14 protein-coding genes are annotated in these 19,158 nt (G+C 63.4%); 7 read left to right on the top strand and 7 right to left on the bottom strand.

What is annotated here, in order from left to right:
- Nucleotides 1-23 precede the first annotated feature (23 nt).
- The 6 genes from BM136_RS08255 (at nt 24) to truB (ending at nt 8,390) form a co-directional block, all read left to right on the top strand.
- On the top strand, nt 24-1,808 hold the full coding sequence (locus tag BM136_RS08255) for a pseudouridine synthase (protein ID WP_092971413.1): 1,785 nt from the start codon (nt 24-26) through the stop codon (nt 1,806-1,808).
- A 206-nt stretch (nt 1,809-2,014) separates the two neighbouring features.
- On the top strand, nt 2,015-2,503 hold the full coding sequence (rimP, locus tag BM136_RS08250) for a ribosome maturation factor RimP (protein WP_092971412.1): 489 nt from the start codon (nt 2,015-2,017) through the stop codon (nt 2,501-2,503).
- Nucleotides 2,500-3,975 carry a transcription termination factor NusA gene (nusA, locus tag BM136_RS08245; RefSeq protein ID WP_092971411.1) on the top strand — a complete coding sequence of 492 codons (1,476 nt, stop codon included), beginning with the start codon at nt 2,500-2,502 and terminating at the stop codon, nt 3,973-3,975. The genes rimP and nusA overlap by 4 nt, the downstream gene beginning before the upstream one ends.
- Nucleotides 3,976-4,037: 62 nt before the next feature.
- Complete coding sequence (gene infB, locus BM136_RS08240; protein WP_092971410.1) at nt 4,038-6,932, top strand: translation initiation factor IF-2; 2,895 nt, start codon at nt 4,038-4,040, stop codon at nt 6,930-6,932.
- 125 nt (nt 6,933-7,057) lie between these two features.
- Nucleotides 7,058-7,429 (top strand): 30S ribosome-binding factor RbfA, encoded by a 372-nt coding sequence (gene rbfA / locus BM136_RS08235; protein ID WP_004626422.1) that lies wholly within the window; start codon nt 7,058-7,060, stop codon nt 7,427-7,429.
- A gap of 1 nt (nt 7,430) precedes the next feature.
- Nucleotides 7,431-8,390 carry a tRNA pseudouridine(55) synthase TruB gene (truB, locus tag BM136_RS08230; protein ID WP_092971409.1) on the top strand — a complete coding sequence of 320 codons (960 nt, stop codon included), beginning with the start codon at nt 7,431-7,433 and terminating at the stop codon, nt 8,388-8,390.
- Between the two features lie 66 nt (nt 8,391-8,456).
- Here the strand turns inward: truB and BM136_RS08225 are convergent, their stop codons facing one another.
- The 4 genes from BM136_RS08225 to BM136_RS08210 all read right to left on the bottom strand — a co-directional run bounded on the left by BM136_RS08225 (nt 8,457) and on the right by BM136_RS08210 (nt 13,474).
- Nucleotides 8,457-10,013 carry a DHA2 family efflux MFS transporter permease subunit gene (locus BM136_RS08225; protein WP_092971408.1) on the bottom strand — a complete coding sequence of 519 codons (1,557 nt, stop codon included), beginning with the start codon at nt 10,011-10,013 and terminating at the stop codon, nt 8,457-8,459.
- 3 nt (nt 10,014-10,016) lie between these two features.
- A complete protein-coding gene (locus BM136_RS08220) occupies nt 10,017-11,306 on the bottom strand; it encodes an HlyD/EmrA/EmrK family protein (RefSeq protein WP_092971407.1) in 1,290 nt (429 codons plus the stop codon).
- Nucleotides 11,307-11,337: 31 nt separating this feature from the next.
- Nucleotides 11,338-12,882 (bottom strand): AdeC/AdeK/OprM family multidrug efflux complex outer membrane factor, encoded by a 1,545-nt coding sequence (locus BM136_RS08215; protein ID WP_092971406.1) that lies wholly within the window; start codon nt 12,880-12,882, stop codon nt 11,338-11,340.
- Nucleotides 12,883-12,955: 73 nt separating this feature from the next.
- Nucleotides 12,956-13,474, bottom strand: a complete 519-nt coding sequence (locus tag BM136_RS08210) for a MarR family winged helix-turn-helix transcriptional regulator (protein WP_175537105.1) — start codon at nt 13,472-13,474, stop codon at nt 12,956-12,958.
- A gap of 250 nt (nt 13,475-13,724) precedes the next feature.
- Here BM136_RS08210 and typA point away from each other — a divergent pair, with 250 nt between their 5' ends.
- A complete protein-coding gene (gene typA / locus BM136_RS08205) occupies nt 13,725-15,545 on the top strand; it encodes a translational GTPase TypA (RefSeq protein ID WP_092971405.1) in 1,821 nt (606 codons plus the stop codon).
- A gap of 73 nt (nt 15,546-15,618) precedes the next feature.
- Here typA and metC read toward each other — a convergent pair whose 3' ends face one another.
- The 3 genes from metC to BM136_RS08190 form a co-directional block, all read right to left on the bottom strand.
- A complete protein-coding gene (gene metC, locus BM136_RS08200) occupies nt 15,619-16,818 on the bottom strand; it encodes a cystathionine beta-lyase (protein WP_092971872.1) in 1,200 nt (399 codons plus the stop codon).
- A 26-nt stretch (nt 16,819-16,844) separates the two neighbouring features.
- A complete protein-coding gene (locus BM136_RS08195; RefSeq protein WP_092971404.1) occupies nt 16,845-18,434 on the bottom strand; it encodes a rhodanese-like domain-containing protein in 1,590 nt (529 codons plus the stop codon).
- Nucleotides 18,435-18,525: 91 nt separating this feature from the next.
- The gene (locus tag BM136_RS08190; RefSeq protein ID WP_092971403.1) at nt 18,526-19,119 is read right to left on the bottom strand and encodes a cysteine dioxygenase family protein; all 594 of its coding nucleotides are present in this window, start codon (nt 19,117-19,119) and stop codon (nt 18,526-18,528) included.
- Between the last annotated feature and the right edge of the window lie 39 nt (nt 19,120-19,158).

The raw sequence follows: 19,158 nt of genomic DNA, 5'->3' as shown, positions 1-19,158 counted from the left end.
AGCCAGACTCCATGGATACACGTATGCCGGCCGACGCCGACGCTCAGCCGCCGCGACAAGACGGCGGTGATGGGACTGAGGCCGCGCCTCGTCGCAAGGGTTTGCGCCGAGGCTTGCGCAACCTCGTGGCTTCGCGCCGCCAGCAGCAGGATGGCCGCCCTGAGGGTGAAGCCGCTGAGGCCGGTGGTGCTGACTCCAGCCAGCCTGCGCAACCGCGCAAGAGCCGCGCGCCACGGGCACGCAAGCCGAAAGAGTCGGCTGGTGAGCCGGCGGTCGTTGCCGCAGAAGGTGCTGCACCAGCCGAGCAGGGACCAACAGAAGGCCAGGGCGAGCGGCGGGGCCCGCGCGGCCGTTTCGGCAAGAACCGTCGCCGTCAAGGCGAAGGCCAACCGGCGGAACGCGCCGATCGCAGTGATCGTACGGAAGGCGCTGGCGGCAAGAGTGTCGGCGGTCGTGGCAAGCAGCAGAACCGCAGCGGCAAACCGCAAGGCAAGGCTGGCGGCCAGACCGAGAATCGCGGGGGCAAGGGGCTGAAGGGCGGCAAGGGCTCCGAAGACGTCTTCCAATACGTGATTTCCGGCGCTTACGACTCGGAAGTTGACGCTGGCGGTGCATCGCAGCCCCCTAAGGCGCGCGAACTGACCTCCGACGACGACGCTCCCAAGCTGCACAAAATCCTGGCGGACGCCGGGCTTGGCTCGCGCCGCGACATGGAAGACCTGATCCTGCAAGGTCGCGTCTCCGTGAACGGCCTGCCGGCCCACATCGGCCAACGCATTCTCGCGACCGATCAGGTGCGCGTGAACGGCAAGCTGATCCAGCGCAAGCTGCCGAACAAGCCGCCGCGCGTGCTGCTATATCACAAGCCGGCCGGTGAAATCGTGAGCCAATCCGATCCGGAAGGCCGTCCGACGGTGTTCGATGCATTGCCGCGCATGAAGACCGGCAAGTGGGTCGCCGTCGGTCGCCTCGACTTCAATACCGAGGGCCTGCTGATTTTCACGACCTCCGGCGACATCGCCAACCGCTTCATGCATCCGCGCTATGGCGTTGAGCGTGAATATGCGGTGCGTACGCTGGGCGAGCTGGCCGAAACTGACCGTCAGAAGCTGCTGCACGGCATCCCGCTCCAGGACGGCGAAGCCAACTTCCTGCGCTGCGTCGATGGCGGCGGCGAAGGTGTCAATCATTGGTACCACGTCGCTCTGACGGAGGGTCGGAACCGCGAGGTTCGACGCATGTTCGAGGCGGTCAATCTGACTGTGTCGCGCCTGATCCGTACGCGCTATGGCAGCTTCGTTCTGCCGCGCGGGCTCAAGCGCGGGCGCTGGCAGGAGGTGTCGGCCGAGGATGTCCGCACGCTGATGGGCACGCTGGGCATGAAGGTGCCGACGGCCAGTTCTGGCGGTGGGCAAGACCGCCAGGGCAATCGTCGCCGTGGGCCGGCGCCGGTGCTGATGGGGCCGATGTCGTCCGGTTTTGCGGGTGAAGCCAACTTCCAGTCACGCGGTATGGGCGTTGAGAACGGTAATCGCGCGCAACCCGCGCAGCGCCGTCCGTCCAACCCGCGTCAGCCCGATCCGATGCAAACGTCCATGGGCTACATCAATGTGGGCGGTCCGACCACGCTGACAGCGCGCACCCGTATGGGCGAGCGCCCGAATGGCCGCGGCGGCGCGGCCGGTGGCGGTGGTATGCGTGATGGCAATCGCGCGCCCGGCAACAAGCGCCCCGGAAAGAGTGGCGGCGGCACATCGAACGGCAACAAGGCGCCGCGCGGTGGTGGCAAACGCGGCGGTAAGCGCTAAAAATGTGGGCGTTGTGTGCGACCTTCGTCGCAACGCCCCATTTTGTGGCGGCTTCGGGGCAATTTTTGCGTTTTGCCTCGAAGCGTATTACAATGTGAGTCTAATCAAAAGTCATCCTGCAGAAGATGGGCGAATGATATGGGCGTTGCGCCCATTTTTTTTTGCTTCGGCAGGTTGGCCATACCGGGAAATTCTTCAGGAAAAACGTGCATCTGACTGATCTGATTGAGAAAACCCTCACCGCCATGGGATACGAACTGGTGGAAGTGGAGCGCGCACCCGCCGGGCTGCTGCGCGTGTATATCGATCAGGCAGAGAACGGCATCGTCATTGAAGATTGCGAAAAAGTGAGCCATCAGCTCACGCGCGTGTTCGAAGTTGAAAACGTCAACTACGAACGGTTGGAAGTGTCGTCGCCCGGGCTGGACCGCCCGCTGCGCACGCTGGCCGACTTCACGCGCTTCGCCGGCCTTGAGGTCAAGGTGACGTTGCGCCTGCCAGTGGACGGGCAAAAGAATTTCACGGGAATCATTCAGGCTCCGACGGGCGAGCCAGGCCAGGAACGAATCGGCCTTGAGTTTGAGGGCAAGGAAGGCCCCGCACTGCTGGAATTCACGCTGTCGGAACTCGACCGCGCCCGGCTGGTGCCCGTGCTGGACTTCAAAGGAAATCGAAACAAAGGGAACAAGCAATGAGCCGCGAAGTTCTGTTGCTCGTCGATGCGCTTGCGCGCGAAAAAAACGTCGACAAGGATGTAGTGTTCGGGGCGCTGGAGGCCGCATTGGCTTCGGCGACCAAGAAGCGCTTTGAAGAAGACGTGGATGTGCGCGTGGCGATCGACCGTGAGTCGGGCGAACACGAAACCTTCCGTCGCTGGCTCGTCGTTCCCGACGATGCAGGCCTGCAGGAGCCGGACAAGCAGATTCTGCTGTTCGAAGCCAAGGAGCAGGACGCTGATATCGACGTCGACGACTTTGTCGAAGAGCAGATCGAATCGGTTGAGTTCGGCCGTATCGGCGCGCAGGCTGCCAAGCAGGTGATCCTACAGCGCATCCGCGATGCCGAGCGCGAGCAGATCCTGAACGACTACCTGGATCGCGGCGAGAAGGTCATGACCGGCACGATTAAGCGCGCCGACAAGAAGGGCCTGATCGTGGAAACTGGCCGCGTCGAGGCGCTGCTGACCCGCGACCAGATGATCCCGAAGGAAAACCTGCGCACGGGCGACCGTGTCCGCGCGTACATCCTGAATGTCGATCGCACCGCACGTGGCCCCCAGATTGAGCTTTCGCGCACTTGCCCAGAGTTCCTGATCAAGCTCTTCGAAAACGAAGTGCCTGAAATGGAACAGGGCCTGTTGGAGATTAAGGCCGCCGCGCGCGATCCGGGCGTGCGTGCGAAAATCGCAGTCGTTGCACACGACAAGCGTATCGACCCGATTGGCACTTGCGTCGGCGTGCGCGGCACCCGTGTGACGGCTGTGCGCAACGAAGTTGGCGGCGAGGCTGTGGACATCGTGCTGTGGTCGGAAGACCCGGCGCAGTTTGTGATCGGTGCGTTGGCGCCGGCACAAGTTCAGTCGATCGTCGTGGACGAGGAAAAGCACAGCATGGACGTGGTTGTCGACGAGGAAAACCTCGCCGTGGCCATCGGCCGTAGCGGCCAGAACGTTCGCTTGGCGTCGGAGTTGACGGGCTGGCAGATCAACATCATGACGCCGGCAGAGTCTGCGCAGAAGCAGGCAGAAGAAAGCTCCGTCGTTCGCCAGTTGTTCATGGCCAAGCTGGACGTGGACGAAGAGGTTGCTGACATCCTGATCGAAGAGGGCTTCAGCTCGCTCGAGGAAGTGGCTTACGTGCCGCTGCAGGAAATGCTGGAAATCGAAGCGTTCGACGAGGACACCGTCAACGAGCTGCGCAACCGCGCTCGCGACGTGTTGTTGACGATGGAGCTGGCGAAGGAAGAAAAGGTCGAGAAGGTGTCGCAAGACCTGCGCGACCTCGAGGGGCTGACCCCGGAGCTGATCGGCAAGCTGGCCGAGGGGAACATCCAGACGCGTGACGACTTGGCCGAGCTGGCCGTGGACGAATTGGTCGAGATGACCGGCGTCGACGAAGAACAAGCCAAGGCGCTGATCATGAAGGCGCGTGAACACTGGTTTTCGTGAGTCGCGTAAGCGTTGATCGTTTATCGCAATTCTCACTGAAACCAAGCATCGAAAGGGTTTGAATGGCAAGCACAACAGTTGCCCAACTCGCTGGCGAATTGAACCGAAGCGCATCAGCGCTGCTGGAACAATTGCAAGCCGCGGGCGTGCAAAAGGCGACGCCGGAAGACGTCATCACCGAATCGGACAAGACCCGACTGCTCGACTATCTCAAGCGAGCACACGGCAGCGCCGAGGATGGCGCGCGCAAGAAGATCACGATCACCAAACGCGAAACCAGCGAAATCCGCCAAGCGGATGCCACCGGCAAGACGCGCACCGTGCAAGTGGAAGTCAAGAAGAAGCGCGTGCTGGTCAAGCGTGATGAGCCGAACGCGGCGCAGGCTGAATCGGACGCCGCAGAGGTTGCACCGGTGGTTGATGCCGAGGAAATCGCGCGTCGCGAGGAAGAACAACGCCACCAGGCTGAATTGCTGGCCCGTCAGGAAGCTGAGCTGAAGGCGCGCCAGGAGGCGATGGAGCGCGAGGAAGCTGAGCGTCGCGCCCGTCAGGAAGCTGCTGAAGCCGAGCAGAAGCGTCAGGCTGAACTCGCCGCCAAGAAGGCGGAAGAGGAAGCCGTTGCTGCCCGCGCAGCCGCTGAAGCGTCGGACGAAGCCCCGCGCCGCAAGGCCGAGGAAGATGCCGCACGTCTGGCAAGTGAGCGCGAAGCTGCGCAGAAGGCCGCTGATGAGGCGCGCGTTGCTGCCGACAAGATCAAGGCCGAGGAAGACGGTGCGCGCAAGCGCCGTGAAGCTGCCGAAGCCGAGGCACGCGCCATCCGCGAGATGATGAGCGCCCCCGCTCGCGTGCTGAAGACACCCGCCGAGCGCAAGGCTGAAGAAGTCAAGAAGGCCGAGCAATCGGGCACGCTGCACAAGCCGGTCAAGCCGGCTGGCGAGGCACGCCCGGCTGCGGCCGCCAAGAAGCCAGCTGCCCCGGCGCCTGCCGCTGCAGCACCCAGTTCGCCTACGGGCGACAAGAAGGGCGGTCGCGGCAAGTCGGGCTGGCAGGACGATAACCGTAGCGGTAAGCGTGGTGGCCTGAAGACGCGCGGCGACACCGGCGGCGGTGCCGACGGTTGGCGCTCCGGCTCCAAGGGCGGCCGCAACCGCCATGGCGACGACAACCGCAATGCTTTCCAGGCACCGACCGAGCCGGTTGTGCGTGAAGTGCACGTGCCGGAAACCATCTCTGTGGCCGATCTGGCGCACAAGATGTCGGTCAAGGCTGCCGAAGTCATCAAGCAGATGATGAAGCTCGGCCAGATGGTCACGATCAACCAAGTGCTGGACCAGGAGACCGCGATGATCGTGGTCGAAGAAATGGGCCACCAGGCGGTCGCGGCCAAGCTGGACGATCCGGAAGCGCTGCTGATTGGCGGTGTGGAAGAGCCGACGAATGCTGAGGCCGAAACCCGTCCGCCGGTCGTGACTGTCATGGGTCACGTCGACCACGGCAAGACCTCGCTGCTGGACTACATCCGTCGTGCCAAGGTTGCGGCAGGTGAAGCCGGCGGTATCACGCAGCACATCGGTGCGTATCACGTCGAAACCGACCGTGGCGTCATTACGTTCCTGGACACCCCGGGTCACGAGGCCTTCACGGCCATGCGTGCACGTGGCGCCAAGGCAACCGACATCGTGATTCTGGTCGTGGCTGCCGACGACGGCGTCATGCCGCAGACGAAGGAAGCCATCGCTCACGCGAAGGCCGCCGAGGTGCCCATCGTGGTTGCGATCACGAAGGTCGACAAGCCTGAAGCCAACCCCGACCGCGTCAAGCAGGAACTGGTGGCTGAGAGCGTGATTCCGGAAGAGTACGGCGGTGATGTGCCGTTCGTGCCGGTGTCCGCCAAAACGGGCGAAGGTATCGACAGCCTGCTGGAAAACGTGCTGCTGCAGGCCGAAGTGCTGGAACTGAAGGCTCCAGTCAACGCGCCGGCCAAGGGTCTGGTGGTGGAAGCGCAGTTGGACAAGGGTAAGGGGCCGATCGCTACGGTGCTGGTGCAGAGCGGTACGCTCAAGCGCGGCGACGTGGTGCTCGCGGGCACGGCCTATGGCCGCGTGCGCGCTATGCTGGACGAAAACGGCAAGCCGGCCAAGGAAGCTGGTCCGTCGATCCCGGTGGAAATCCAGGGCCTGTCGGAAGTGCCGGGCGCTGGCGAAGAAGTCCTGGTGCTGCCGGACGAGCGCAAGGCGCGCGAAATCGCGCTGTTCCGCCAAGGCAAGTTCCGTGACGTAAAGCTGGCGCGCCAACAGGCTGCCAAGCTGGAAAACATGCTGGAACAGATGAGCGAAGGCGACGTGAAGTCGCTGCCGCTGATCATCAAGGCGGACGTTCAAGGTTCGCAGGAAGCATTGGTGCACTCGCTGCAGAAGCTGTCGACCGACGAAGTGCGCGTACAGGTCGTGCACGCGGCCGTGGGTGGCATCACCGAGTCGGACGTCAACCTGGCAACCGCATCGAAGGCCGTCATCATCGGCTTCAATACGCGGGCCGACGCAGGCGCACGCAAGCTGGCCGAGCATCAGGGCATCGACATCCGCTACTACAACATCATCTATGACGCTGTGGATGAGGTGAAGGCAGCGATGTCGGGCATGCTCTCGCCGGAGAAGCGCGAAGAAACGACGGGCCTTGTCGAAGTACGCCAGGTCTTCCACGTACCGAAGGTTGGTGCGGTGGCGGGCTGTATGGTGCTGGACGGTTTCGTCAAGCGCAATTCGCTGGTGCGGGTGCTGCGTGCGAACGTGGTCATCTTCTCGGGCGAACTCGATTCGCTCAAGCGCTTCAAGGACGATGTGAAAGAAGTGAAGCAAGGCTTCGAGTGCGGCCTGTCGATCAAGAACTTCAACGACGTTCAGGAAGGCGATCAACTCGAGGTCTACGAGATCACCGAGGTGGCACGTACGCTGTAATCCGTTGGCCGGACGCTGCGGTGTCCGGCTCGACTTTGCGACGGTGGCCGGGCGCGTCCCGCGCCACCGTTTTGTCTTTTTGGGCCGGGCTGGCGCGTGCTGGCGGCCCATGTGAGGAACACACTATGCCGAAGAAATCGGGATCGGCCGCTGGCCGCAACGTGCGCATCGCCGATCAGATCCAGCGTGATCTGGCCGAGTTGATCCAGCGCGAAATCAAGAACCCGGCAATGGGCCTTGTGACCCTGCAATCGGTCACGCTTACGCCTGACTACGCGCACGCCAAAATCTACTTCACGGTGCTGGGCGCCGAGCCGGAAGTTGCCGGCGCCATTCTGAACGAGAAGGCGGGCTACCTGCATTCACTGTTGTTCAAGCGCCTGCACATCCACACCGTGCCGACGCTGCATTTCCACTTTGACGGTTCGGTTGAGCGCGGTATCGAGATGTCGCGCCTGATCGATGAGGCCAACGCCACGCGTGCCAAAGACGATTGAAATGGCCGAGCAACATGTGCCCAGGTCGCAGAAGCCGCCGCGCCGCGATGTTCATGGCGTGCTGCTGCTGGACAAGCCGATCGGCTGGTCGAGCAACGATGCGTTGATCCGCGCCAAACGTCTGTTGTGGGCCAAGAAGGCCGGGCATACCGGCACGCTCGATCCGCTCGCTACCGGCTTGCTGCCGCTGTGTTTTGGCGAGGCAACCAAGTTTTCGCAGGATTTGCTCGATGCGGACAAGACGTACGAAACCATCGTGCGTCTTGGTATCAAGACGAGTACCGCAGATGCGGAAGGCGAGGTGCTGAGCGAGCGCCCCGTATCGGTCACACCCGAGCAACTGCGGGCAGCCATCGCGCGCTTTGTCGGCGAGATCGACCAAGTGCCTCCGATGCACTCGGCGCTGAAGAAGGACGGCAAACCGTTGTACGAGTACGCGCGCGCGGGTCAGACCGTAGAACGCGCTGCACGTCGGGTAACGATCCACGCGATTGATGTACTGGCGACGGATCTGGAGTCGGCAGCCCCGACGATCACGTTGCGCGTGTCATGCAGCAAGGGAACGTACATCCGTACGTTGGGTGAAGACATTGGCGAGGCGCTGGGCTGCGGTGGACATTTGGTTGCGCTGCGTCGCACCCAGGTCGGTAACCTGACGCTGAACGGTGCCGTGACGCTTGAATCGCTGGACGAAGCGGCCGACGATGCGCGCGCCGCATTGCTGGCCCCAGTCGATGCGCTGTTGCAGACGCTGCCGCGCGTGGAGCTGGATGCGGAAGAGAGCCGCCGCTTTCTGCATGGTCAGCGCTTGCCGTTGCGATTGACGTTGCCGAATGCAGACCAGGTGCGCGTGTACGGCGTGCGCGAGGCGATAGGGGCGGGCGCCACGGCGGTGTCGCTGCTCGGTGTGGCTGCTTGGCAAGATGGTGTGCTGCGACCGGGGCGGCTCGTGCATCTTTAAGCCGATCGACGGCAGCAAAAAAAGCCACGCAGCTACGCGTGGCTTTTTTGTTTGCTCGATGTTGGATCAATGCGCGCCGGCTGCCGCTTCCGCACCGGCCGCCGACTTCGCCGGCTTGGTCAGCCAGATGAAGACGATCAGCACGATAAACAGCACCGCCGAAATCCAGAAGATATCATTGGCGCCCAACATTGCGGCTTGCTGCGAGATCACGCGTTCGATCACGCCATTGGCCTGCAGGTTGGGCATGCCCAGTTGTGTGTACTGGTTGATCGATGACGCATAGGCAGGGTTGTACGAATTCACGTGCTCGACCAGTTGCGCGTGGTGCAAGGCAGAGCGGTTGTCCCACACCGTGGTCGAGATCGACGCACCGATGCCGCCGAACATGATCCGCACGAAGTTCGACAGACCCGATGCCGCCGGAATCCGCTCGGGAGGCAGGCCTGACAGGATGATCGACGTGAGTGGGATGAAGAACATCGCCATTGCAGCACCCTGGATCAGCGTGGGAATCATCAGCGTCCACGTGTCCACTTGCACGGTAAAGCGCGAGCGCATCCAGAACACGAGTGCGAAGGTAATGAACGCTGTCGTCGCTACCCAGCGCGCATCCATCTTTGGCAGGTTCTTGCCGATGACGGGCGATAGGATGATGGCGAAGATGCCCACCGGGGCCATGATCAGGCCCGCGTCCGTGGCGGTGTAGCCGACGATGGTCTGCAGCCACAGCGGCAGGATCACCAGGTTACCGAAGAACAGCCCGTACGCCACCGAGATGGCGACGACCCCTGCGCTGAAGTTGCGGCCCTTGAACAGCGTCAGGTCCACCACGGGGTGATCTTCGGTCAGCTCCCACACCAGGAAGAACGCGAAGCCCACGATGGCAACGACCGTCAGCACCACAACCTCGGTTGAATTGAACCAGTCGAGTTCCTTGCCGCGATCGAGCATCAACTGAAGCGAGCCCACCCACAGGATCAATAGCGCCAGGCCGATCTTGTCGATCGGCAGCAAGCGTGTCGGCGATTCGCGGTCCTTGTAGATGACCCACGTTGCGTACGCAGCCAGGATGCCCACAGGGATGTTGATGTAGAAGATCCACGGCCAGCTCATGTTGTCGGAGATCCAGCCGCCGAAGATCGGCCCCATGATCGGCGCGACCAGCGTGGTCATGCCCCATAGCGCCAATGCCATCGAGCTTTTGGCGGGCGGATATGTCGACAGCAGCAGCGATTGCGACAGCGGAATCATCGGGCCTGCCACGGCGCCCTGGATGATCCGGGCGGCGATCAGCATGCCCATATTGGGCGCCAGCCCGCACGCCCACGACGACAGCACGAACAGCAGGATGGACGTGACGAACAGGCGCACCTGCCCGAAACGCTGCGTCAGCCACCCCGTGAGCGGCACCGAGATGGCGTTGGCTACCGCAAACGAGGTGATGACCCACGTGCCCTGGTTCGGGGCCACACCCAGGTCGCCCGAAATTGCCGGGATCGACACGTTGGCGATGGACGAATCCAGCACGTTCATGAAGGTGGCCAGCGACAGCGCGACCGTACCGATCGCCAGTTTGGCGCCGGTCAGTGGCTGTAGCGGCTTGGGCGCGGCGGTTGCCATGCGTCAGACCTTGGGTGCGGGTTGCGAAGCGCGCGGAGCCGTTGCGGCCGGCACGTTGGTAGCGGCCGGTGCCGTGGCGCCGCCGCGGCCTGCGTTGGCGGTGATGATGCTGGCGATGACCTGATCGGCGTCTTTCCCGGCCTGGTCGTATACCGTCGTTTGCAGCGGCGAAGCCGTCGGCGCGGTGGCCAGGCTTTGGCCGCCTTCGTCATGGATGTCGACCTTGGCTTCCATCGACAGGCCCACGCGCAGCGGATGGTCCTTCAGTTCCTTCGGGTCGAGCGACACGCGCACCGGCAGGCGTTGCACCACCTTGATCCAGTTGCCCGTGGCGTTCTGTGCCGGCAGCAGCGAGAACGCCGAGCCCGTACCCGCCGAGAAACCGGCCACCTTGCCGTGGTACGTCACGCTGCTGCCATACACGTCGGCCACCAGTTCAACCGGCTGGCCCACGCGCATGTGGCGTACCTGGACTTCCTTGAAGTTGGCGTCCACCCAGAGCTGGTCCAGCGGCACGATGGCCATCAGCGGCGTACCCGGAGCGACGCGCTGGCCGACCTGCACCGAACGCTTGGCTACGTAGCCCGTGACCGATGCCGGCAGGCTGGTACGCGCATAGGCAAGGTAAGCCTCGCGGACTTTGGCGGCGGCCTGCAACACATTCGGGTGACGCTCCAGCGTGGTCTGTTCGGTCAGCACGCGGTTGCCCTGCAGTTGTTCCTTCGCAGCTTCCAGTGCAGATTGGGCAGCCTGCACAGCGGTTTGTGCGTGCGAGATTTCTTCCTGCGACACCGCGCCCGTACCGGCAATCTGCTTGCGGCGGGCTAGGTCGTCCTTCGCCTTGGCGAGATCGCTCTCACGCATGGCCAGCGTGGCGGTGAATGCGCTGGTGTTCGAGTACAGCGTACGCACCTGGCGCACCGTCTGCGCGAGCGCGGCTTCAGCCTGTTCCAGCGCGACGCGTGCATCTGCGCGGTCCAGCTCAATCACGGGCTGGCCGGAGGTCACGAGCTGCGTGTCATCCGCGCGAATGGCGACCACGGTGCCCGCCACCTGCGGCGTTACCTGGACGACGTTGCCTTGCACGTATGCATCGTCGGTCGACTCGAACCAGCGGCCGTACAGGCCCCAGTAGAGGCCGTAGCCGACGCCGGCAACCACCAGTGCGGCGGCCAGCGTGGTCAGCATGCGCTTGCGCTTTCCGTTGGCATTGCCGTTGCCGGCGGGCGTTGCCGCGGGGGCTGCTGGTGCGGGGGCAGCGGACGGTGCGGCTTGGGGCTTGTTGTCACTCATGATGTTGGCTCAAAAGAATGCGTTGGAACGATCAGTTCAGTTCGGGTCGGCTGTGCGATGCGGCGGCCAAAGGTTTGGCGCCAGGGAGCTCTTCTGCCGTGTAGCCGCCGCCGAGGGCCTTGATCAGTGCCATCTGCGCGTCGAGTCGGCGTGCCTGCAGATCGGTCGCGAGCTTGCGTTGCTGCAACACGGTCGTCTCAGCGTTCAGCACGACCAGTTGCGTGCCAAGGCCGGCGCTGTAGCGCGTGCGTGCAAGGCTGTAAGCGCGCTCAGCTTCGCTCAGTGCAGTGCGCTGGATCGTGATCTGCGAATCAATGCTGTGCAGCGTAGTGATCTGGTCAGCGGTGTCGTGCAGGGCTTCGGTCAGCGTCTGGTTGTAGCTTGCGACAGCGGCGTCATAGTTGGCGTACTTGCCGCGCAGGTTGGCCCGCAGCTTGCCGCCTTGGAAGATCGGCAGCTTGAGCGCCGGGCCGATACCGAGCTGACGCGATGCGCCAAGCAGCAGGTTTTCCGGCGCAATCGAAGCCAGCCCCAGGAATGCAGTCAGGCTGATATCCGGCAGGAACTGCGCCTTGGCGACGTCGATATCCTTCGACGCGGCTTCCACGCGCCAGCGCGCAGCCACGAGATCCGGGCGACGGCCGATCAGGTCGATGGTTAAGTTGTTCGGCAGCCTGGGCGTGGCTTGCGCAAGCAGCGTCGGGCGCGTGATCGTGAGGCCGCGGTCCGGACCCTTGCCCAGCAGCGCGGCCAACTGGTTGCGTGCCAGCGTGATCTGCTCGTCGACTTGTTCAAGTTCCGTTTGTGCAGCGGCCACATTGGCGCGAGCCTGCGTGGTTTCAACTTGGGTATCGAGGCCTGCGCGCACGCGTTGGCTCGCCAGGTTGGTCAAATCCTTGCGCTGCACGATTGCACGTTCGGCCACGTCGCGCTGCGCGTAGAGCGCGGCCAGCTTGGCGTAGGTGCGTGCCACCGTGGTCGACAGCATCAAACGCGAAGCCTGGCTTTCCGCTTCCATCGATTTGTCGTCGGACAGCGCAGCTTCCAATGCGGAGCGATTCTTGCCCCAGAAATCCAGGTCATAGCTCACGCCAAGCTGGATCTTCGATTCTGTGAACCAGCGGCCCGCCAGCGGCGTGCCTTCAAACATGTCGTATTCCGACAGGCGCTGGCGCGTCATGTCGGCATCGAGCCCGACACTTGGATACAGGTTGCCGCGTACCACATCGGCCATCGCACGCGAAGCACGCACGCGAGCAAAGGCGACTTGCAGATTCGGATTGTCCTTGATGGCTTCGTCCACCAGCGCGCGCAGTTGCGGATCGTTGAACTGGTCGACCCAGTTCTGCGACGGCCACTGACCGCCCTGCGAGGGCAACGATTGCGCGCTCGCCAATTGGCCCGGCGTTGTCAGCGTCTGCGTGCTGTGCGAATTGCCGAGGTTCGCGCAACCGGCCAGCACAGCCAGCGTCACAGTGGAAAGCGCCACGCCCAAGCGCGCCGGCCATTGCACGCGCGGACTGCCGACGCGGCTTAGGGGCGAAAGTGCCTGGGGGGCGGAGTTCAAGGCGTTCATGTTGTTTGATGGGTCAAGCGATCAAGGGGCGGAAAGCGTTCGGTGCGGCGGATGCAATTCAGGCAGAGCGGCGTCAGTGACCGGCGGGGCGTACGCGATGCCCCTCCGTTGCGGCACCGTTGTCGAGAATGCGCTTGAGGAGCTCGCGCAGCGTATCGACGTCGCCCGGCGTGAAGCCGGCAAAGAAACGATTCAGCACGTGCGTATAGATGGCTGGCATGCGGTCGGCCAAGTCACGGCCGGCTTGGGTCACCTCCAGATGCACGACGCGGCGGTCGGACTCGCTGCGCACGCGCTCGATCAGGCCACGCTTTTCCATGCGGCTGAGCATGCGCGTGAGCGAACCGATGTCGGTGTTCAATTCGCGGCCGAGGTCGGTGGCGGTTTGGCATCGGCCGTTGGCGAGAAGCACTAGGCAACTGGCCTGGGAATGCGTCACATCCATCGCGGCAACTTCCTGCTCGATGGCCATGGACAGCGCCGTCTTGGCGCGCCCCACGAGGTAGCCCACGCTTTCGCACATGCGGTAGTCCTCCACCCGGAAGAGGGTTCCGGCAGCAACTTCGGTGGCGGGTCTTGTCTGTTCGGACATCTTATGTATGCACAATCATTGTCCGGACAAATATACGAATTGACGCAGCAAACAGCAAGGTACTGAATGTGTGATTCCAATTTTAGAAACAATCAGTGATTCAACGAGCACTTGTACAATGTTCCTCCATCGATTCGTCACGGAGTGTCATGTCTTGCGCATCGCAGCATGCTAGAATGTCAGGTTATTCCGCGAGCTGAATTTGGGTGCTGTCCCGGGCTCGTGTCACGTCTTTTCGAGTTCACATCCCATGCGCGCGCTTCGCAACATCGCCATCATTGCCCACGTTGACCACGGCAAAACCACGCTGGTCGACCAGCTCCTTCGCCAAGCCGGCACGTTCCGCGAGAACGAGCAGATCGCCGAGCGCGTGATGGATTCGAACGACATCGAAAAAGAACGCGGCATCACGATCTTGGCCAAGAACTGCGCGGTCGAGTACAACGGCACGCACATCAATATCGTCGACACGCCGGGGCACGCCGACTTCGGTGGTGAGGTGGAGCGTGTGCTGTCGATGGTCGACGGCGTGCTGCTGCTGGTGGATGCAGTGGAAGGTCCGATGCCGCAAACGCGTTTCGTGACGCGCAAGGCGCTGGCCCTGGGCCTGAAGCCGATCGTCGTGATCAACAAGGTGGACCGCCCGGGTGCGCGTCCGGAGTGGGTGATCAACCAGACCTTCGACCTGTTCGACAAGCTGGGCGCCAACGACGACCAACTCGACTTCCCGGTGGTGTACGCCTCGGGCCTGAACGGTTACGCCGGCCTGACCGACGACGTGCGCGAAGGCGACATGAAGCCGCTGTTTGAGACCATTCTCGACAAGGTGCCGCAGCGTAACGACGACCCGAACGGTCCGTTCCAGCTGCAGATCATCTCGCTGGACTACTCCAGCTATGTCGGCAAGATCGGCGTGGGCCGCATCACGCGTGGCCGCGTTCGTCCGCTGCAGGACGTGGTGGTCAAGTTCGGCCCGGAAGGCAACCCGATCAAGGGCCGTATCAACCAAGTGCTGAAGTTCCGCGGCCTGGAGCGCGAGCTGGTGCAGGAAGCCGAAGCCGGCGACATCGTGCTGATCAACGGTATTGAAGAGCTGGGCATCGGTTGCACCGTGTGTGCGCCGGACGCCCAGGAAGCGCTGCCGATGCTGAAGGTGGACGAGCCGACGCTGACGATGAACTTCTGCGTCAACACCTCGCCGCTGGCTGGCCGCGAAGGCAAGTTCGTGACGAGCCGCCAACTGCGCGACCGTCTGGACCGCGAGCTGAAGTCCAACGTGGCACTGCGTGTGAAGGACACCGGCGACGACACGATCTTCGAAGTGTCGGGCCGCGGCGAACTGCACCTGACGATTCTGGTGGAAAACATGCGCCGTGAGGGCTATGAGTTGGCCGTGTCGCGCCCGCGCGTGGTGTTCAAAGACATCGACGGCGTGAAGTGCGAGCCGTTCGAGCGCCTGACTGTGGACGTGGAAGACGGCCACCAGGGCGGCGTGATGGAAGAGCTGGGCCGCCGCAAGGGCGAACTGCTCGACATGGCGTCGGACGGCAAGGGCCGCACGCGTCTGGAATACCGCATTCCGGCCCGTGGCCTCATCGGCTTCCAGGGTGAATTCCTGACGCTGACGCGCGGTACCGGCCTGATCAGCCACATTTTCGACGACTACTCCCCGGTCAAGGAAGGTGACCTGGGCGAGCGTCACAACGGCGTGCTGATCTCGCAGGACGACGGCGCTGCCGTGGCCTACGCGCTGTGGAAGCTGCAGGATCGCGGCCGCATGTTCGTGTCGCCTGGCGATGCGCTTTACGAAGGCATGATCATCGGTATCCACAGCCGCGACAACGACTTGGTCGTCAACCCGATCAAGGGCAAGCAGCTGACCAACGTGCGTGCGTCGGGTACCGACGAAGCCGTGCGCCTGGTGCCGCCGATCCAGATGTCGCTGGAATACGCGGTGGAATTCATCGCCGACGACGAGCTGGTGGAAGTCACGCCGAAGAGCATCCGCCTGCGCAAGCGTCACCTGAAGGAACACGAACGCAAGCGCGCATCGCGCGAAGAAGCGGTCTGATCGCTAGGCGATCTGCCAGAAAAACGCCCCGAGGTTTCGGGGCGTTTTTTTTTGCTCGGCGATAACGCTGGTGCTATGCCTCAACGCGCGCGAACGCTTGCGTCAGATCATCGATCAGGTCTTGCGGGTCTTCCAGTCCGATGTGCAGGCGCACGATCGGGCCGGCTGCAGACCAATCCGTGCAGGTGCGCGTGCCCGCCACGTTGCTGACTGTCGCAAGGCTCTCGAAGCCGCCCCATGATGCGCCGATGCCAAACAGCGCGAGGGCATCGACGAAGCGCCCGGCGGTTTGCAGATCGGCTTGGGCAAATTCGAACGAGACCAGTCCGTTGGTACCGGTGCAATCGCGTTGCCAGAGGGCGTGGCCGGGGTCGTCGGGAAGAGCGGGGCAGAAGACCCGTGCGACTTCCGGCCGTGCTAGCAGCCAGCGCGCAATCTCCAGCGCGTGGCGTTCGTGCATGGCGAGGCGCGCGGCCAGCGTGCGCGTGCCGCGCAGCACGAGATAGGCATCGTCAGGGCTGACCGCCACGCCTTGGGCGTCGCACATCGTCGCGAGGGTTTGCCAGCACGCCTGCGTGGTGGTCACCGTGCCCATCATCACGTCGGAGTGGCCGCTCAGGTACTTGGTCGCCGCCATGATCGACACGTCGGCGCCCAGTGTGAGTGGGCGGTATTGCAGACCGGAGCCCCACGTGTTGTCGGCGACGACCAGCGCCCCATGGCGATGCGCAATCTCAGCGAGCGCGGGCAGATCGCACATCTCATAGACAAGCGAGCCGGGGCATTCCACGTAGACGAGCTTGGTCGTCGGTTTGAGCTGCTGTGCGACATCGCTGCCGTCGGCGTAGAAATACGTCACCTCCACGCCCCACGGGCGCAGGAACGTATCGACGAAATGACGCAGCGGCTGGTAGACGCAATCGGCAATCAATACGTGATCACCTGGGCGCGCGAAGGCCAGGAAAACCATCGAGATGGCGGCCAGGCCAGTCGGGAATAGCCGCGTGCGATAGCCGCCTTCGAGTTGCGCGACAACATCTTCCAGCGCAAAGCCCGTGGGGTTGCCGCGCGCGCCGTAGGTAAACATGCGTTCGGTGCCGCGACGGCGGCGCGCGTCGTTCATCTCGCCCATCGAATCGAACAGCACGGTGGAGGCGCGCACAACGGGCGGGTTGACGGCTCGGCCGCCTTCAAAAACTGGCGAGGTGCCGCCCTTGACGAGGCGAGTCGCGAGTCGGGTTGCCAGTGGTGGCTCGATTTTCTGCGATGACATGGTGAGTGGGCCTCGAAGGTTGAGCGTCATGACTGCGCGGCGCCGGCGCCCACGCGGAAGGCGCCAAGTTCCTGCGCATCGAGTTGGGCGAGCAGGCCGGTTTCCCAGGCCAGGTATTGCCTTGCCGCAGCCTTGTTGCCGTCATGCCGATCATGCACGAAGAAGAGATAGTCGATGCAATCGGTGTCGGGCGGGACGTTCTCGGAACCTTCGGTGACGTAGCCAGCGGCAGTCCACGCGGCGATGCCACCAGCGAGCAACTTGAGTCGCGATGCGGCCCGCGGTGCGCCCGTGTCCCAATCTGCTGCAGCGAGTGCTGCGATGCGCGGGTCGTCAGCGATCAGCACGGTATCGCGGTCAGCCGCCAGGGCAGGCAAGCGCGGACGAATGGCCCATGTGGCGCCCGGCACGTGGGCGCGGCGGAAGCCCATGCTGGGGCGCAAGTCGACCACTTGTGCGGTGCCGGCCGCGAGCGCGGTGGAGAGCGCTTGCGCACTGATTTCCGGTAACGGTTGCGGCAACAGGGTGGGGGCAATCGGCAGGCTCGCGTTGCTGTTCAATCCCTCGCGCAGCACATAGGCATCGTGGCCGAGTTGCCGCAGCCAGCTTGCAACAATTGGCGCGCGCACGCCGTCGGCATCGAAGAGCACGAGGCGGGCATGACGCACGCCGACGTATTGATCGGTTGCCTGGATCAACTGCCCGCCCGGCGCATGCTGCGCACCTGGCAGGCTGCCGCTGGCGAATTCCTCGGGGGTACGGACATCGCACAGGAAGACGCTGTGTTCGTCGTGTGCAACCCAACGTGCGAGCGTTTCTGCATCGACCTCTGGCACTGCAAAGCGGGCAGCGAGTTGCTGACTGGCCTCGCGCATGTCCTTGACGGTGGCGGGCGGCACGACGTCGGGATAACGGCGCGTGCTGCCGTGCTCCAGAGGCAGGTCTTCCAAGTACCAGCCTTGCGTTCCGTTCTCCAGTGCCATTACCGGGTTCGGGATGCCCAGGTTGATCAGCGTCTGAGCGCCGATGATGCTGCGTGTGCGGCCCGCACAGTTGACGACGATCGGCGTGGTTGCATCGGGGACAAGCTCGCGGATGCGCAGCCCCAGTTCGCCGTTCGGGCAGCAGATCGACGACGGGATCGTCATCTTCAGATATTCGCTGACGGGGCGGCCGTCGACGATGACGACGTCGTCGCCGCGTTCGCGCATGGCCGCAAGCTCGCGCGCCGTGACGCGTGGCGTGTGGTACGCCATCTCGACGAGTTCACCGAAGGTTTTGGACGGCACGTTGACGCCGGCAAACAGTGTGAAGCCCGCGTGTCTCCAGCCTTGTGCGCCGCCTTGCAGCACGTGCACATTGGTGTAGCCGATGGCGGTCAGTCGTTCGGCCGCGCGGTCGGCAACGCCATCGTTGTCGTCATAAACGACCACGCGCACGGCGCGGCGAGGCGCGAGCCGCGGGACATCGATCTCAAGACGGCTGTATGGCAGCGGGATGGCGTAGAAGAGGTGGGCTTCGCCGTACTGGCCGTGCTCGCGCACGTCGAACAGCGCGATCTCGGCGCCGTCGTGCAGCCACGCTTTCAAGGTCTGGGCGGTAACGAACGATGTCATATCGATGCGAAACGAATCAAAAGGGTGAGCGCGCCCCTCCGCGCACGCAGCGCGGATTACAGGCAACGCGATTCGGGTTGCGGCTAGGCGGTTAGCGGCGCGTCTTCACGCCGATGCCCATGGTCTGGTAGCGGCCGGTCGCCAGGTCGAACGTGATGCGCTCGGTCAGCGTTTCGAGTGCGCGTCCGTACATGTGCAGATGGCGGATGGGCGCCTCGCCCTTGATCTCAACCGCGTGGATGTCTTCGGCTGCCAGCGCGATGCCGGTACCGGGTTCGACGACGACGGTGTCGGTCATTTCCAGCGTGCCGACGCCGGGTGTGGCGCGGTCGTCGGTGCGGCGGTAGACGTAGTTGTATTCCGTGCCGTCCACGGCGGCGATGCAGGCCCACGTGGTGTGGTTGTGCGGCGTGATCTTCTTGCCCGGGCGCATGACGTTCAGGTACAGCGCGTAGGTCTGGTCGGCATCTTCGTGAATCAGGTAGCGGGCTTGCAGCTCGCCGTCGCTGGGAGGCGGGAAGTCGGTTTCCTGCCAGAACTCCGTGCGTGCGGCGAGTCCTTTGACCTGTTCGAGCACGTCCGCCAGTGCGGGGCGTGTTTCACCTTCGGGTGCAAGTGCGGCTTTCATGGCGGTAATCGCATCATTGACTGCCGCTTGGCGTTGGTGAGGAAGAGATGTGGACATGGATGGATTCTCCTGAGGTATTGGGGCGCCTTGCGTTGT

The organism is Ralstonia sp. NFACC01 (assembly GCF_900115545.1).
GTDB classification, from domain to species: domain Bacteria; phylum Pseudomonadota; class Gammaproteobacteria; order Burkholderiales; family Burkholderiaceae; genus Ralstonia; species Ralstonia mojiangensis.
Note: the sequence above shows the minus strand (reverse complement) of the source record. Positions and strands in the feature narration are given on the sequence as shown.

What these genes read in the sequence shown, in the direction of transcription:
- BM136_RS08255 (WP_092971413.1), top strand. Translation starts at nt 24, where the DNA reads ATGCCGGCCGACGCCGACGCTCAGCCGCCGCGACAAGACGGCGGTGAT.
- nusA (WP_092971411.1), top strand. Translation starts at nt 2,500, where the DNA reads ATGAGCCGCGAAGTTCTGTTGCTCGTCGATGCGCTTGCGCGCGAAAAA.
- infB (WP_092971410.1), top strand. Translation starts at nt 4,038, where the DNA reads ATGGCAAGCACAACAGTTGCCCAACTCGCTGGCGAATTGAACCGAAGC.
- rbfA (WP_004626422.1), top strand. Translation starts at nt 7,058, where the DNA reads ATGCCGAAGAAATCGGGATCGGCCGCTGGCCGCAACGTGCGCATCGCC.
- truB (WP_092971409.1), top strand. Translation starts at nt 7,431, where the DNA reads ATGGCCGAGCAACATGTGCCCAGGTCGCAGAAGCCGCCGCGCCGCGAT.
- BM136_RS08225 (WP_092971408.1), bottom strand. Translation starts at nt 10,013, where the DNA reads ATGGCAACCGCCGCGCCCAAGCCGCTACAGCCACTGACCGGCGCCAAA.
- BM136_RS08220 (WP_092971407.1), bottom strand. Translation starts at nt 11,306, where the DNA reads ATGAGTGACAACAAGCCCCAAGCCGCACCGTCCGCTGCCCCCGCACCA.
- BM136_RS08215 (WP_092971406.1), bottom strand. Translation starts at nt 12,882, where the DNA reads ATGAACGCCTTGAACTCCGCCCCCCAGGCACTTTCGCCCCTAAGCCGC.
- BM136_RS08210 (WP_175537105.1), bottom strand. Translation starts at nt 13,474, where the DNA reads ATGTCCGAACAGACAAGACCCGCCACCGAAGTTGCTGCCGGAACCCTC.
- typA (WP_092971405.1), top strand. Translation starts at nt 13,725, where the DNA reads ATGCGCGCGCTTCGCAACATCGCCATCATTGCCCACGTTGACCACGGC.
- metC (WP_092971872.1), bottom strand. Translation starts at nt 16,818, where the DNA reads ATGTCATCGCAGAAAATCGAGCCACCACTGGCAACCCGACTCGCGACT.
- BM136_RS08195 (WP_092971404.1), bottom strand. Translation starts at nt 18,434, where the DNA reads ATGACATCGTTCGTTACCGCCCAGACCTTGAAAGCGTGGCTGCACGAC.
- BM136_RS08190 (WP_092971403.1), bottom strand. Translation starts at nt 19,119, where the DNA reads ATGTCCACATCTCTTCCTCACCAACGCCAAGCGGCAGTCAATGATGCG.